Origin of the sequence: Psychrobacter sp. UBA6766, from assembly GCF_002453355.1 — a bacterium.
Lineage (GTDB): Bacteria > Pseudomonadota > Gammaproteobacteria > Pseudomonadales > Moraxellaceae > Psychrobacter.
Map to the genome: position 1 here is coordinate 1 of NZ_DKGQ01000001.1, position 16,334 is coordinate 16,334.

The window sequence follows — 16,334 nt, forward strand, 5'->3', positions numbered from 1 at the left end:
TTATCTAGGACAGCCCCTTAATAAAACTTTAAGGCAGTTTACATGATCAATCCTGATAACCGCTCTTCCGTGAGTAGCCATAATGCCAATCACCCGCAAGCGAAAAAACCCATCTCTATGCTGTCGTGGCTGGTATTGCTTATCGGTCTTGCCGCACTCGCTTTTGCGATATACAGCGTGCAAAACCTCACCAGAGAAGAACCGGTAGAAACCATTACCCGTGAAGGCGTAGTGATGCAAATCCAAAAATTGAATCGTTTGGAAACGGTGGCGTTTAGTGTCGATACAGTGATTACCAGCCAAAAGCCAGGTAGCTGGATGAAGCTGTGGCAAGATGAGCAAAAAGGCTTGTTTATTGCGCGAGGTCGTGTAGAAGCGGGCATTGATTTGAGCGCGTTGACGCCTGAAATGGTTCAGGTGATACAACCTGAGGTTAATGCCGATACGGTACAGGAAGTCGATACTAATACACCCATCTCAATGATGCCGCAGATTCATATTACCCTACCGCCGTCAGAGATATTTTCGGTCTATCTAGACGATATCGAGATTTACGATTGGCAAACGGGCGCTTTTGGGTTGATGCAAGTCGATCCAAAAATATTGCAGCAAGCGCAAAGCATGGCAAAAAAAGAGGTGCTTGAACGCGCTTGCCGCGGTGATGTCATGAATTTGGCACTGCAAAACGCGCAAACACAGATGCAACAGCTATTCTCACTGACTGGCGCGGTGGTAACGGTGACCACTCAAGGTGCAGGTGCGTGTCAAATGCCAACCGCTTGATGCTTAGATTTTAGCACGAAAAGATAAGCCGATATCCTTTAACAAACCATTACGCCTGTTAACCAATGTTGCTTGAAGTTATCGGTAATAAGGTTACTATATTATATAAGCAGGATTATATAGCAGGACTTATTTATTATTGATGACAGTCTTATTAGTGCTGTCATCAAAATAAGCTTATATGATATAAGAGGTGGCGTATATGACTACTCCTAACAATCAGCCGACTGCTCATAAGAAGCGCATATTGACGAAACGCCCTAAAGAAAAAGAATCGCTACCTTTTGCCACTTGGGTGCTGCTCATCATAAGCTTTACCTGTTTAGCCTATGCCATTTATACCATCCAGATGCGAATAGTACAATCTGCTGTCGATGCGGATAATACTGGTGGTGCGCAAAGTAGCTTGGTGCAAACAGACAATTAGTATTGCTGTTTTTAAATCATAACTGATTCTAAATTCAGACTATTTTTTAAATTCGGCAATCGCCAGTTGTCGTGCTGCTTTATGCTCAACGATTGGTAAAGGGTAAATGATGTCAGCAAATTGACCGGCCTTTGCGAGCTCTTTACGCATTTTATCCTCGCTATGCAAGATGCTGACGGGAATGTCTTTAAGCTCAGGCAACCACTTTTTGATAAATTCGCCATTTGGATCGTACGATTTAGCTTGGCTAAAGGGATTCATAATTCGGAAGTAAGGCGCTGAATCTGTGCCCGTTGATGCGCTCCATTGCCAACCGCCATTATTGGAGGCAAAGTCGCCATCTATCAGTTGCTGCATAAAATAACGCTCGCCTAAGCGCCAATCAATCAGTAAATCTTTGGTCAAAAACATCGCCGTGACCATTCGTAGGCGATTGTGCATAAATCCTGTCGTATTGAGACAGCGCATTGCCGCATCGACCAATGGCACGCCTGTCATGCCTGAACACCACGCCTCAAAATCATCCTGATTGTATGACCAATGAATCTTGTTGTCTGTCTCTTCTTTATAAGCTTTATGACGAATAAGCTCGGGCTTATAATCTAAAACATGACGGTAAAAGTCGCGCCAGGCCAACTCACTTATCCAGCGATTAATGTCATTATTATCAGAGCTATCAGAGCTATCAGAGCTATCAGAGCTATTAAAATTGTCGCTATCATTACCCTGTATTTTCTCCAGCGCTTTTTTGGCTTGTAGATAGCACAGTCTTGGGCTAATTGCTCCGATAGTAAGATAGGCCGATAGCTGGCTGGTCGCGTGTAAACTTGGCACATCACGACTTATATCGTAACTATCGATATCGTCAGCAATAAAATCCTTTAAACGCTGACAGGCGGCATTTTCACCAGCAGGGTAGTCCTCTTGGGCATGAGCAAGCTGAACATCAATATTGATATGCTGGTAGATTTCATTACTCTGTAACTGTTTTTGATACTCTTCGACTACTTCTTTAGTGAATTTTTCTATGTCTTTGATAGTGTTGACACTATCTTTTGCAGTTTTTAGCTTGGCTGTGTTCTTATTTACCGCTATTGCCTCGTGTATTTGCAAAGTGCTAACGTCTAAAGTGTGCCGCCACTTTTTATAAAATGGGGTAAAGACTTGATACATGCTTTCATCATTGGTGGTAATGGTTCGTGGCGGTAAGATACATTGGTCGTGCCAGCGGATAAACTCGATACTGTTTTTTGCCAGTTGCTCGGTTAATTGCTTATCGCGGTCAATCTCATTACCTTCATATTCGTGATTGGCCATGACAGTGTTTATCATATTCGCATGACAGATGTCTAGCAGCGCCTCCATACAATCTGCAAAGCTGGGGCAGAGTTGCACGGTTAAGGTGATGTTTAATTGTTTTTGTAGGTCTCTTGCAAGAATAGGCAAGGAGCGGGCGATATGATCAAGTTGGGTAAGTGACAAGTCATGCGCTTGCCACTGCTCAGGGGTCATAAAAAATACAGCGCTAACTTGGGCGTTTTCTGTGTTTGCCTTTTCACAAATGGCTGCCAGTGCCGTATTGTCATGCAAGCGTAAATCACGGCGAAACCACATTAGATAGTGTGGAACATTCACATTCTTGTTATTACTGTTATCATCACTATATTTGGTATTGCCAACCGCCTTTTGAGTCATGCAAGTATCCTTGTATTAATGAATGGATGAATCAATCGCAATCATAAACAAAACTATCAATAAAAGTATGCTAGGATAAGTTTTTAGATGCAATGGATTTGCTGCCCTATTAACAAATTATCATATTGGATGAATGCTTAACATAATAAACTCGTGTAGCTTAGCCAAACTCACTCTCTTATCAATTTTACAGTATCACACTGAGCGTCATATTTAAGGTTATAACATGCGCGTTAAGTTCTGCGGCTTTACTCAGTCTAGCGATATTAAAACTGCTGCCCAATTAGGTGCCGATGCGGTTGGTTTGGTGTTTTATCCACCAAGTCCGCGCGCGGTTACTGTCGAGCAGGCGCAATTACTAAGCGCCTCTTTACCTGCCTTTATTAGCGTGGTCGCTTTAGTCGTTAATATGTCTAAAGATGAATTGGTTGAGCTCGCAAATAATGTCCCTTTTGATATCATTCAGTTTCACGGCGATGAAAGTCCAGAGCAATGTGCGAAGCTGGCAGGTTTGGTGAATAAACGCTGGATAAAAGCGCTACGAATCGATTCTGAGCAACACACTGCTGCCAGCGTCAGCGCCCAGATTAACGCGTTTGCCGCAGCGGGGGCGAACAGCGTTTTATTGGATGCTTACCACCCTCATAAGTATGGCGGTACTGGTGCACGTTTTGATTGGAGTTTACTACCACAAGATAGCTCGCTGCCCATTATCCTAGCGGGTGGACTTGATGCTGATAATGTCGCTGCCACATTGGATCTGCCGATTTATGCTGTCGATGTCAGCGGTGGAATTGAGATCGATAAAGGTAAAAAAGATGCCGCCAAAATGCGCGCCTTTATGAAAGCGGTCAAACGCGATCGATGGCAAAGTGTGACGGTCACTGACGCCAACTAAGTGCTTTAATACAAGCATTACTATTTGGTCGTTATTCCGATTTTCTGCTCAAATTTATCCTTACCCTTATTCTAAAAGATACCACTTATTACAGTAGGAATTATCATGAGTCATGTCGCAAGCAAAGATTTGTCAAACGCTGCAAAAGCCATCAATACCTTTACCAATCCAGAAAACGTTCAAGATTTTAACCAATATCCTGATGCTCGCGGGCATTTTGGCGTTCACGGTGGCCGCTTTGTTTCTGAAACACTGATGGCAGCACTAGAAGAGTTAGAAACCTTATATACCAAAGTTAAAGCGGATCCGGCGTTTTGGGAAGAGTATCATAATGATTTGGTCAATTATGTCGGTCGCCCAACACCGCTTTATCATGCGAAACGCTTAAGCAATGAGATTGGTGGCGCGCAGATTTATTTTAAACGTGAAGATTTAAACCATACGGGCGCGCATAAGGTGAATAACACCATCGGGCAGGCACTACTTGCCAAAATGTGTGGTAAAAAACGCATCATTGCCGAGACTGGCGCAGGGCAACATGGCGTCGCCACAGCAACGATTGCCGCGCGATTGGGACTAGAATGTATCGTTTACATGGGCGCTGACGATGTTGAGCGCCAAAAGATGAACGTCTATCGTATGCGTTTGCTTGGTGCGACGGTCGTGCCTGTCACATCGGGATCTCGAACGCTGAAAGACGCTATGAATGAAGCGATGCGTGACTGGGTGACCAATGTCGATACGACTTATTATATTATTGGCACTGTAGCGGGACCGCATCCTTATCCGCTTCTGGTGCGTGATTTCCAAGCGATTATCGGCAAAGAAGCGCGAGTTCAGCATTTAGAAAAAACAGGTAAACTACCTGATGCCTTAGTTGCTTGTGTTGGCGGTGGCTCAAACGCGATTGGTCTATTCTTTGATTTCTTAAATGACCCTGATGTCAAAATGTATGGCGTCGAAGCAACGGGTGATGGCATAGAAACCGGTCGTCATTCAGCGCCACTTGCTGCTGGTCGTATCGGCGTACTGCACGGTAACCGTACGTATGTGATGGCAGATGATGAAGGGCAAATTCAAGAAACGCACTCTATTTCAGCGGGACTTGATTATCCTGGTGTCGGTCCTGAGCATAGCTTCTTAAAAGACATGAAGCGCGTTGAATATGTTGGCTGTACAGATAAAGAGTCGTTGGCAGCCTTTCATGAAGTCACGCGTAAAGAGGGCATTATCCCTGCACTCGAATCGGCCCATGCCGTCGCCTATGCACTTAAACTTGCTAAAACCATGACGCCTGAGCAAAGCATTATCGTCAATATGTCAGGTCGCGGTGATAAAGACTTGCATTCTGTGATGAAAGCGGAAGGGATTGAGTTGTAGTCGCGTATTGTACTTCGACCTATAAATCCACTTTTATAAAAAAATCGATTGGCTCTCTTATCAAAACATAAAGAGCCAATACAGCCAGTTTGAATTAATTGTAGAGACCACTATGACCCGCATTGAAAGCACTTTTAAAACTCTAAAAGCGCAAAACAAAAAAGCCCTGATTCCTTATGTTATGGCAGGCGATCCCAATCCGAGCAACTTTGTTGGCTTGCTTCATGATTTAGTTAAGCACGGCGCCGATATAATTGAAGTTGGCTTGCCGTTTTCTGATCCTATGGCAGACGGTCCAACGGTTGCCTTGGCAGGCGAGCGCGCTCTAGCAGCAGGAACAAGTACACGTGATGCGCTTAAGATGGTTGCAGAATTCCGCAAGCAAGATACGCAGACGCCAATTATCCTAATGGGCTATTTAAACCCAGTTGAAATCATCGGCTATGATAACTTTGTCGCGCTATGTGAGCAGTCAGGCATCGATGGTATTTTGATGGTCGATTTACCGCCAGCAGAAGCAGGAAGCTTTACTCAGCATTTGACCGATAAGTCAATGAATGAGATTTTCTTATTATCGCCAACGACTTTGCCTGAGCGCCGTGAGCAAGTATTAACCCATTGCGGTGGTTACATTTATTACGTCTCGCTCAAAGGCGTGACAGGTTCGGCGACGCTCGATACCGATGATGTTGCTACGCAAGTTCAAACGATTAAAGCAAAAACCGATTTACCAGTTTGTGTCGGCTTTGGCATTCGTGATGCAGCATCTGCCAAAGCGATTGGTCAGCATGCCGATGGCATTATTGTCGGTAGTGCTTTGGTACAAAACTTTGCGGATATAGATGCCAGCGATACGGCGGCAGTCGCTAATGCTCAACAAAAAATCATGGCGAAAATGGATGAGTTGCGCGGTGCACTGGACAGTTTGAGCGCTTAGTTTAAAGGTAACTTTAAATAGCGCAAGCAAGTTATCGTCACAATATTTATAAGATGTTTATAAAGACACAGTTAAATGGCTTTGCTAAAGTTAGTTTACGTGTGTAAACTAACATCACAAATAAATTGTTACAGTTAAGCATCAGGCGTGCTTTGTGACTGCTCGTGTCATAAGCGATGTGACTTTTAAATTGATTTATATAAATGGACTCTTAGGGACAAGTAACTAAGCCAACTTGTTGATAAGCCTTTAATAATGGCGAATACTATGACTGATACGATAACCAAACCTGAAATGACTACTACGAATAGCGTTGAGAAAAATGGCAATACTGCTGGACAATCTTGGTTTAATCGCCCGATTCCCGGCATTAAACACCAACTGACAGCACCGTTGACGGCGGTCGAGACCGAACCATCAACTAAGTGTAGCAACTGTCATTCTATGATTACCAATACGGCGCTGATTTTTAATTGCTACGTGTGCCCACATTGTGATCATCATTTACCGATGAGTGCTCGTGAGCGGTTGAACTGGCTGCTTGATCAAGTAGATGGTGAGCTTGGGCAAGAGTTTAATGCTAAAGACCCGTTAAGCTTTGTCGATAGTAAGCCGTATCCGCAGCGCATGCTCGAAGCGCAAGAGAAAACGGGCGAGTCTGAAGCCTTAATTGTGATGTACGGTAAACTGCGCAATCTTGATATCGTAACGTGTGCCTTTGACTTCCGCTTTATGGGCGGCTCTATGGGTTCGGTGGTCGGTGACCGTTTTGTGGAAGCGGCTGAAAAGGCTTTGAAGGATAAAGTTCCTTTGGTGTGTTTTGCGGCTTCTGGCGGTGCGCGAATGCAAGAAGGTTTGCTATCTTTGATGCAAATGGCTCGTACGGCGGCGGCAATTGAGCGTTTGCGCTTGGCTGGTGTGCCTTATATTGTGATATTGACCAATCCTGTTTATGGCGGTGTGACCGCATCGCTTGCTATGCTTGGTGATATCCATTTAGCAGAACCAAAGGCGATGATTGGCTTTGCCGGTAAGCGCGTGATTGAGCAAACCGTCCGCGAAACGTTAGAAGAACCATTCCAGCGTGCCGAGTTCCTATTAGAGCATGGTGTGGTTGATGAAGTGGTACATCGTCATCAATTGGTTGATACCATTTATCGTTTGCTCGCGAAATTATGCGGTGTGCCGAATGTTGACGCTTAATTTGCTCGGCGGCTCGACTAATAAATAAATGAAGCTATTATCGCACTCTACTTATATTTAACAGCATGCTAAATTCTACTAAGCACGCAAAAAGTTAACAAATAGCATTTATCGTCAATCACGGTAAATGCTATTTTTGCTTTTTGGCTAGGTAGTTATATACTGTCACTATTTTCTTAATCAGTGTTTTCTAATTGACTATTTTTTCGCAAAACTCTATATAGGTTCCGCCCATGTCTGACTCTGTCGTTTCTAATTCTAATCCTCCTAATGGACATTCTAGTTTGACGGAATGGCTCGATTATATGCAGCAAATTCATGTTTCGGCGATAGACATGGGACTGTCACGTGTATTGCCAGTGGCTGAGGCGTTAGGCGTAGTAAAATCAGCAAAAGATGACGCCTATGTATTTACCGTAGCGGGCACCAATGGCAAGGGCTCGACGACGGCTGTCATCGCGCAAATGTGCCAAGCGGCAGGTTATAAAACCGCGCTGTATCAATCGCCGCATCTGAGTGTGTTTAACGAGCGCGTCCGCATCAATGGCGAGATGGTCAGCGATGAGACGTTAATAAATGCTTTTAGTAAAGTAGAGAAAGCACGATTGGCTTGTGAGTTGACTTTATCGTTTTTTGAGATGACAACATTAGCAGCGTTACTAATATTTGCCGAAGCAGATTGTGATGTTTGGGTGTTAGAAGTCGGACTAGGTGGACGTTTAGATGTGGTCAATATCATTGATCCTGATATGGCAGTGATTACTAATATTGCCATCGATCATGTGGACTGGTTGGGGGACAATGTCGAAGCTATTGGCCGTGAGAAAGCGGGTATCTTACGTGATGGTATTAGCCTAATTTATGGTGCTACCACGATGCCAGCGAGTGTTCAAGAAACGATTGATAGACATCAGGCAACCTGTTATCAAGTTGGACAAAACTTCGACTATTGTAAGGTGGATGCAACAACTTGGCAATATAGCAATGCCGCTGTCACCATGCAGTTGCCACGCCCAGCATTGTCATTGACTAATACTGCCAATGCCTTATCAGCGGTGCTTGCAAGTCCATTAAACGTCGATAAAAATGCTATCGAACAAGCTTTGCAGACCGTCAAGCTCGCCGGTCGTTTTGATTATCGTAAGATACATAATCGCCATTGGTTGTTTGATGTTGCACATAACGAGCAAGGTGTTGAGTTTTTATTGGCGCAATTATTACCGCTTTGGCAGCAGCAATTGGTAAAACAGCACTCTTCTGAGCAAGTAAGCAGCGAACCTGCCAGCATTAAAATGCTATTTTCTATGCTGGGCGATAAAGACATCAATAAAGTCGTTCAGCGTTTGACCGAGGCGGAATTTTCTATTAGTGATTGGTTTATTGCTGAGATTGATTATCCACGCGCGGCGAGTACTGAGCAGCTTCGAGGTATTTTATCGAGCTATGTTGATAAGGCGCACATTCATGAATTTAAACGTCTATCAGAAGCAACTCATGCTGTGATAAATGCCAGTCAGCCGCAAGACCTAATCGTGGTATGTGGGTCATTTCATACCATCGGAGAAGCACTGGCAGCACTTGAAGCTGATAATTTAAATTAAAATAATGTTTATTTAATGTTAGTCTTAGCAGTAGCATGATGGCAGACAGTATAAAAAATATGCTTTATAATCAAACTGATTTAGCATATCGCTATACAATACTATGAACAGCTTGGCATAATATTTGAAAATGGATAGATGTAACTGGCGGCATTGGTAAGTTTCAAAATTGTTTATTAAAGCTATATAGCCATAGCTTGAGATAACAGTTTTTGAAACGACAGCTGCGCCGCTCAATCAACCTTATTACCAACTAAGAGACGTAAACGGATGAATTTTTCGAGACAAGCCTTATTGGGCATTGGGATGATTATCGGCGGTAGCGTGATGTTATATGCCATGGTGCAGCAGATCGGTGATAGCAACAAACCTGAGCCAGTGTCAGCGATGATAGATAAACCAATCACCGAACAACCGTCGCAGCAGCCATTGACCACTGATATCGAGACTGAAAAGCGTATTTTGGCACAAAAACAAAAAGAGCGTGCTGCTCGCGTTGCAGAACAAGAAAGAAGGGCTCAGCAGTTCTTAACCGAGCAAGAAGCTGCTGAAACCCAAGCATTGGCCAAAGCGCGCGCCGAAAGTCAGCAGTACTTGGCAAGCAGCAAGCCCTCCACTGATGATAAAAATAGCGAAGAGCAGCAAGAAGCTGCAAAAAATACGCTTGAAACTCCAACGGCACAAACCAGCAATGATAGTAGCACGACGCAAACAGATAATGATACGAGTGTTCGTGATCAACAAAAAGCGGTGCAAGCACAACAAGAAGCTCAAAGGCAAGCAGCTATTAAAGAGCAAGCTGCTGCTAAAAAGCTAGCCGATAGCAAAAAAGAAGCGGAAGCGAAAAAGCAGGCTGAAGCTCAAGCATCAATTGAGAAGAAGAAAGTGGCGGCGGAAGCAGCAAAAAAAGAGCCACCTAAGTCGCCTTCTGATCATCAAGTAAAAAGAGGCGATGGGCTGATTAAACTGGCGCGGCAGTACAATATGCCAGTAGAAGTCTTAGCGCAAGCAAATAACCTTTCCCCATCGACATCACTAAGGCTTGGCCAAACTTTAACCATTCCATCGCGTCAGCAGGTAGATCGTTTAGCACGTGAAGCAGCCGCGGCTGAAAAAGCGCGTGAAGAAAAGCGTCAAACGGAAGAAGCTTTGGCTAAGAAGTCGGCGGATGCTAAGCGTGAAGCTCAGCAAAAACTGAGCGAGGCGCGTAAAGAAGTCAAAGAAACCGATGCTAAAGGCAGCTTTGGGGTGCAAGTGGCATTAGCAAATGACCAATCCAAAGCCGATGAACTAGCGAAGCAGTTTCAATCAGCGGGTTATCAAGTCAAGACCAGTCCAACCAGCCGCGGTGTCCGAGTTATCGTTGGTCCTGAGCGCGGTAAAGTCGCTGCTTTAGCATTAAAAGATAAAATTAACAGCGACCCGAAGGTGAATACCACGAGCGCCTGGGTATTATATTGGCGTTAAAAACCCTGTAAATAGCCCTAATCTAACTACCATTGTTGCGAAATAAACCGCACAAGTTTAATCAGGTCCGTTTATATTTTTATCATCCTAAATAATTTTATTCAAACACGACACCCATTGTCGTGTTTTTTATTTTATCGTTTGCCGATTAGGGCAAGCTTGGTTACGATGAGCGCCGCTATTTCTCGTCCCTTTCTGTATAACCTGTCAGTCTACAAAGGCTGACCTGTCGCGGTTGGCTATGTGTCGTTATCTTACTGACATCACCACACGGAGCCGACTGCTTTCATTATGTATAAGGTAAAAATATGTCATTTGGCGTTATATTTTTAATATTGGCAATTGGATTTGTGGGGCTAATTACCCTGCCAAAACTGTTTTCTAGTAAACAAATCGCTGAACCTGATCCGGCACCTGTGCGCGGTGATGAGCTGGCTATTTGGCCATTTGCACCGATGCCGATCATGACTGATACGGAAGTGATCTTTTTTAAAAAGTTAAAAAATGCTTTGCCGGAATATCATATTTTTGTTCAAGTTCAGCTGTCACGAATCATTGAAGCTAATAGCGATGAGACCTCTGAGCGTCGCTTTTGGTTTAATCGCATTTGCCGCCAAAGCGTTGACTATGTCATCGTAGATGTTGATTCTCAGACGACACTGGTCGCCATTGAGCTGGATGATTGGACGCATAGCAGTAAAGCGCGGCAAAAGGCGGATGATAAAAAAGATAAAGCACTCGCTAGTGCCGGCATAGCCATCGTGCGTTTTCACGCTGAGCGTATGCCGAGTGCTGATATGCTAAGGTATGAGCTGATGCAGGTGATTGAGAGTTATTAATTAGAGTTACTCTACTATCAGGCAACGTTGTTTGAATACATAATAATGTTTATGTAATATTATTTACATATTTCTTTACTTTATAGATAAATTCCAAAAATAAATAACTTATTACTTCTATTAAGGAGTAAACTTAAGTTTTTTTGTAAAAGATGCAATCTAGTTTTTAAGTAGGTATTTATGGTTTAAATACCTAGATTGTTTCTCTCACTATTTTTCGGAATATATTGAAAATATAAGGAATACATAATGAAAGCTTTTAAAATAACCGCATTGGCACTCGCCAGTACTTTAGCCTTAGCAGGTTGTGGTAGTGACAGCGACAACAATGACTATAATGATAATGGCTCTAATACCCCTAACGTCCCTACCAAACCACCTGTCGATAATAGTTTGTCTGAGATTGATCAAGCAAAAGAGATGATTCGTACGGCTAAGCTTTTTGTCAGTGATAATAAAGCGGTGACAGAGGCTTATAAAGACGTAAGTGATATCCTGACAGAAAAGCAAGCGTCACAACTTAGCTATACCTTTGATGTACCAAACTCACTTTATTATTACATGCAGAAAAATGGTCTATCAAAACTAAATGCAGCTGATATTATAGCTTTGGCCGATGATGAAAAGTTCAATGATACGTTAGGCAACGTAGCTTTGATGCCAGAAAAAGGTTTTGTTGCGAATCTGAATGCTGATGGTCAGTTTAAGCTTTCGGGTGCTACCAAGGTAAACGTTGAAGAATATGATTATGCATATAACCCAACGACGGGTGGACTTGACGAAACGCTTGTTAGTCAAGATACGTTTACAACTGTGTTTGATGGTTTTGAAAACGCCTTAGTTTCTAATACCAATAGTGCTAGCTTTAATGGCGGCATTGGGTTCAAGAGTATAAAAATTGGTTCTGGCGCTGATGCCATGACGCTGAGCTCTAATAAAGGCTTTACCGTCAATGGTCAGTTCAGTGATAAAGTCGTGGTTGATGACGAATTTGATCTCAATGATATCAACAGAGAAGGGATTACTTTAGAAAAGGCTATCGTAAAATTAGGCAACTTAAAGTTAACTGCTAATGATAGTGTGATTGAAGCAAAAGACTTAGAGTTTGCTGCCTTAGATATTAGTAAAAAACTGGCAAATGATAGTCTAGTAGTGAGAACGATTCCTTATAAACTTACTATAATAGGTCAAATGACTAAGCAGAAACCTAAAACGAATGTTGCAATTACACTCAATGCGACCGCTAACGACGCTGACATTAAAAACTTTTTGACCGTCACTGATGCCGGTAATCTTGAAGAGAAAGCCAATAAATATGTTGGCATGACAATAGTATTAAATATTAAAGGCAATGTGACTAAAGAAGGAGCAACAACAATTCCGCTTGATTTCCAAGCCAATCTTGAACGTACTGCCCGTAACGTCATTGAGCTTAAAGGGTTAAAGGCTAGCGTAGAAGACAAAAAGTTATTTGTCACAGGTAAATCTAACTTAGACAATAATTATGATGTGGTTAGCACGCAATTTACCGTTGAGCAAAATAAAGCATCAATTAAATTAAACGTTGATGCAAATGGTGATTTTGTCAAGGATAAGATGGGCAAGCTAGGCGACATCATGGTTGACGGTAAAGACTACGGTGATCTGATGGATAATGGAGGCAAAATTACGGCTAAGTTTAGTGATAATAGCTTAATCGTTCTTTAATCAATATAAGTTTAATGGCAGTGCTCGAACATTTTTAATAGCGTTTGAGCAACAACAAAAAAGAGACGGCTAGTACTGTCTCTTTTTTATGCACTTTAATAAACGTGAGAAATTTATGCCTTTCATTAGCCAAATTATTTGTACTTCTTCCTATCAGAGCCTCATATATTTGTTCAAACGTCAGGTATTTATCGTCGTTCCAATAACGACTGCTATTATGGCTTCCAACACTACTCTGGCTCAAAGTGTAGATTCTAGCTTATATCCTAATTCCAACTTAACATTTTATCCTGCTACAGAGTTATTCAATAAACAAAACATAGAAAAAAAATCGCAGATTGATTGGTCAATAATGACAACGGCACACAGCCCAGTACAACCTATTGCTGCTTTTATTAGTGACTGGGATGCGCCATTAGACTCAGGAGATCATGCTTATTTACAAGGACGTGCAGACTTAAAAGTACGCCCTGCAGGGAGCATGATTAGCTATGGTCTGGGTTGGCGTTATGATTACTTGATGACGTTTAGCGAAGAAACAGCCGAGGTCTATTGGCAATATGAAAATAAGCAGCCAGCAAGTAGTAGCCAATTATATCCATTGTTTTTAGATGCTAAACATAATGAGAGATTTGGCGCTAATGTTGGCTTTACCCAGCCATTAAGTTCTAATTGGCAGTTAACGACTCATGCCAATATCTGGCAAGGATTACATGCGCTTGAAGGTAAGGTTTCAGGTAACTTAACTACACGAGTATTGCCTGATAGTGAGATTAGCAACATAAGAGATAGCGTTGATAAAGCCAATGCCTATATTGATTATTATTATGATAAGCCTGCGCTTGGTGAAGAAAACCTAAACTGGAATCCTGATAAGCCATCAGGTTATGGCTACTCATTAGATTTACAAGTGGCGGGCAAACTATCTGACAAAACACAGGTCATAATCAGTGGCTACGATGTCCTTGGACGTATGCGATGGAAAGATATGCCAAGCACGCGATATGCGCTAGATTATGATGTTAATGGTCGACCTTTATATACGATTGAAGGTCAGCTTGATACTAAAGATGTCACGCAAACGCTACCATGGCGGGTAGAGGGTAGTCTGATACATCAATTAAATAATCAATGGCAACTTGGTGCACATGCGCAAGTCAATGATATTCAAGACTTATATCAACTATCGGCAGGTTATCACCTTACTGCTAATAATTATCCTATGACCATCATTGGATTGATTGAGCCACAGACTAAAGCGTTAGGTATAGCGTTAGATAGTAAATATGGCGGTATCAAGTTATTAACGGATGATATTGATGCAGAAAAAGCCAAACGCAGTGAGGTTAGCCTGTACGGACGTTATGCTTGGTAAGGGTTCAATTAGGTCAATCTGAGCAGTTATCAAGAAAGATAACTTTTCAAATATAATCTAGACAAAATCAATCATCTACATTACCACGCCGCCGAGGAAAAATAACAATCGGTCGATCACCTTCAAAGTATAGTCCTGTTCTTAAACTATTATTTTCAGAATAGATAAGGGGTAACCGACGATTGTCATAAAAATCGCGTTTGCTAAACCATTCGATATAATGAGCGGCGCGCAATGTATTGGTATCAATCGTCGCTAAATTAAATGTGTCTTTCTTATCGCACCATTCGTGCATCGGAAAGCTTGGCGCTAGCCACGCAGGGTAATTAAAGTTATGAGTGCCAATTGGCAAAAAGAAACGACCTTTAATGACGCCATAACGTTTATCAATTTTAACCTGTCCATGCTTTTGTGTGTCCACCCACACCGTACGAAACTGCTTAGTTTGCATATAGGTCATTTTGCGCTGTAGATTGTCGTTAGAGTTGATACCGACCCAGTTTATCGGTTCAAAAGGCGCTGAGCCCATAAAAAATTTAATCGCCAATTCCCAGTGTTCAGTCAGTTTATCTTTATGATTATATAAAATTAAATCAAGCTCACCCGTTGTCTGCTTGCCATTACATAATTGTACATTACTAGCAAGTATCTCGTGCGGATGTAGCTGCCGCGCAAAACCATCTTCCAACCAAAACGATAGTAGTCCCTCAAAATGGAATCCCAAGCGATTTGGGCTGGGTCGTTTTAATAAATAGCGGGTTAGATCTCGATAAGCATTCGTGCTATCCAGTTCTTTTAAACGTGCCTCATACGCCTCAAACTGCTGCTGCCAGAAGTCCGCGCTATGTACTGTAACCGTGTGGGTGTTTTGATGCGGTGCAAAATCTATCCACTCTGTCAAAACATTAGGACAGGCAAGTACGTACGCCAAATCACGCACGAAAGGCCGCTGGTAAATTTCCCAAGGTGCGTTATTTGTGACATAGGAAGATAAGGGCTGGGCTATAATTTCAGACATATGATAAGCCATCATAACGGTGTAGCATTTACCCTAGCTGCTCGCTTGCCAAAAGTCTATAGATGACAAGTATCCGCTAGGGTAGTGCTTGACTGTCCTATTACTAAAGCATGATATTCACGATATAAAAATTAAGCTGAATGTCTGGTGCATTTGATAATAAAGGCACTAGGATAATGATCAAGAATTTTAATATAGCAAATGACCATTTAGGTGGCTTATTAAATAGCTTTTGGACTGATGGTTTGAGACCATCCCATATTCTGTGTAACTGCCATTTAGGTTAAATACTTACTGATACGGTCATCAAACATAATCATAAAGCGATTCAGAGCAGACGTCCAGTTACGGATCGGCATCGACCATTTTTTGGATGCCTGCTGGGTGGCTAAGTACACCACCTTGAATGCTGCCTGATCAGATGGGAACACCTTACGCTTATTCACCGCTGTCCGAATCACGCTGTTTAACGACTCAATAGCATTGGTGGTATATATGACTTTTCTGATGTCTTTCGGATACTCAAAGAACACCGTTAAGCCCTCCCAGTTATTGCGCCAAGACTTGATGACATGCGGGTACTTATCACCCCACACCTCGTCGAAATGCTCAAGATTGGCCTCTGCTATCTCAAGCGTATCAGCGCCATAGATGGCTTTTAAATCAGCCGCTATGGCCTTCTTGTCCGTCCAAGGTACGAACTTCATCGAATAGCGCACCATATGCACGATACACAGCTGAACCTTGGCTTTGGGATAAACGGTATTGATGGCATCAGGGAAGCCTTTTAAACCATCGACACAGGCGATGAGGATATCTTGTACCCCACGGTTTTGTAGTTCAGTGAGAACACCCAGCCAGAACTTAGCGCCCTCATTCTCTGATAACCACATGCCAAGCAGCTCTTTTTTACCATCAAGTCCCACGCCTAAGGCCAGATAGATCGCCTTGTTGATGATCTGCTTGTCTTGGCGTACTTTAACGACAATACAGTCCAAATAGAC

Annotated in this window: 14 protein-coding genes; 11 read left to right on the forward strand and 3 right to left on the reverse strand. The window is 42.6% G+C overall.

Annotated elements, in window-relative coordinates:
* The first annotated feature begins 42 nt into the window (after positions 1 to 42).
* Both B4K26_RS00005 and B4K26_RS00010 read left to right on the forward strand, forming a co-directional pair.
* Positions 43 to 783 (forward strand): DUF4230 domain-containing protein, encoded by a 741-nt coding sequence (locus B4K26_RS00005; protein ID WP_296242839.1) that lies wholly within the window; start codon positions 43 to 45, stop codon positions 781 to 783.
* A gap of 202 nt (positions 784 to 985) precedes the next feature.
* Positions 986 to 1,210, forward strand: coding sequence for a hypothetical protein (locus tag B4K26_RS00010; protein WP_296242840.1), 225 nt, complete (start codon positions 986 to 988; stop codon positions 1,208 to 1,210).
* 39 nt (positions 1,211 to 1,249) lie between these two features.
* Here the strand turns inward: B4K26_RS00010 and B4K26_RS00015 are convergent, their stop codons facing one another.
* Positions 1,250 to 2,905 (reverse strand): cryptochrome/photolyase family protein, encoded by a 1,656-nt coding sequence (locus B4K26_RS00015; RefSeq protein ID WP_296242841.1) that lies wholly within the window; start codon positions 2,903 to 2,905, stop codon positions 1,250 to 1,252.
* Positions 2,906 to 3,131: 226 nt separating this feature from the next.
* Between B4K26_RS00015 and B4K26_RS00020 the strand changes: the two genes are divergently transcribed.
* The 9 genes from B4K26_RS00020 to B4K26_RS00060 all read left to right on the forward strand — a co-directional run bounded on the left by B4K26_RS00020 (position 3,132) and on the right by B4K26_RS00060 (position 14,312).
* Positions 3,132 to 3,803, forward strand: a complete 672-nt coding sequence (locus B4K26_RS00020; RefSeq protein ID WP_296242842.1) for a phosphoribosylanthranilate isomerase — start codon at positions 3,132 to 3,134, stop codon at positions 3,801 to 3,803.
* Between the two features lie 105 nt (positions 3,804 to 3,908).
* Entirely contained in the window at positions 3,909 to 5,183 is a 1,275-nt protein-coding gene (trpB, locus tag B4K26_RS00025) for a tryptophan synthase subunit beta (protein ID WP_296242843.1), read from the forward strand.
* Between the two features lie 112 nt (positions 5,184 to 5,295).
* Positions 5,296 to 6,120: a tryptophan synthase subunit alpha gene (gene trpA / locus B4K26_RS00030; protein ID WP_296242844.1), complete on the forward strand. Its 825-nt coding sequence runs from the start codon at positions 5,296 to 5,298 to the stop codon at positions 6,118 to 6,120.
* A gap of 294 nt (positions 6,121 to 6,414) precedes the next feature.
* On the forward strand, positions 6,415 to 7,323 hold the full coding sequence (gene accD, locus B4K26_RS00035) for an acetyl-CoA carboxylase, carboxyltransferase subunit beta (protein ID WP_409521408.1): 909 nt from the start codon (positions 6,415 to 6,417) through the stop codon (positions 7,321 to 7,323).
* Positions 7,324 to 7,556: 233 nt separating this feature from the next.
* Positions 7,557 to 8,924: a bifunctional tetrahydrofolate synthase/dihydrofolate synthase gene (folC, locus tag B4K26_RS00040; RefSeq protein ID WP_296242846.1), complete on the forward strand. Its 1,368-nt coding sequence runs from the start codon at positions 7,557 to 7,559 to the stop codon at positions 8,922 to 8,924.
* Between the two features lie 270 nt (positions 8,925 to 9,194).
* On the forward strand, positions 9,195 to 10,391 hold the full coding sequence (locus B4K26_RS00045) for an SPOR and LysM peptidoglycan-binding domain-containing protein (protein ID WP_296242847.1): 1,197 nt from the start codon (positions 9,195 to 9,197) through the stop codon (positions 10,389 to 10,391).
* 308 nt (positions 10,392 to 10,699) lie between these two features.
* Positions 10,700 to 11,230, forward strand: a complete 531-nt coding sequence (locus tag B4K26_RS00050) for a DUF2726 domain-containing protein (RefSeq protein ID WP_296242848.1) — start codon at positions 10,700 to 10,702, stop codon at positions 11,228 to 11,230.
* A gap of 249 nt (positions 11,231 to 11,479) precedes the next feature.
* Positions 11,480 to 12,937, forward strand: a complete 1,458-nt coding sequence (locus tag B4K26_RS00055) for a hypothetical protein (protein WP_296242849.1) — start codon at positions 11,480 to 11,482, stop codon at positions 12,935 to 12,937.
* A gap of 352 nt (positions 12,938 to 13,289) precedes the next feature.
* Entirely contained in the window at positions 13,290 to 14,312 is a 1,023-nt protein-coding gene (locus tag B4K26_RS00060; protein WP_296242850.1) for a hypothetical protein, read from the forward strand.
* A gap of 67 nt (positions 14,313 to 14,379) precedes the next feature.
* Here the strand turns inward: B4K26_RS00060 and B4K26_RS00065 are convergent, their stop codons facing one another.
* Positions 14,380 to 15,330, reverse strand: a complete 951-nt coding sequence (locus tag B4K26_RS00065; protein ID WP_296242851.1) for a DUF1853 family protein — start codon at positions 15,328 to 15,330, stop codon at positions 14,380 to 14,382.
* Positions 15,331 to 15,608: 278 nt separating this feature from the next.
* Positions 15,609 to 16,334 (reverse strand): IS256 family transposase (locus tag B4K26_RS00070; RefSeq protein WP_296242852.1); only part of this gene is annotated, 726 nt, incomplete at its 5' end.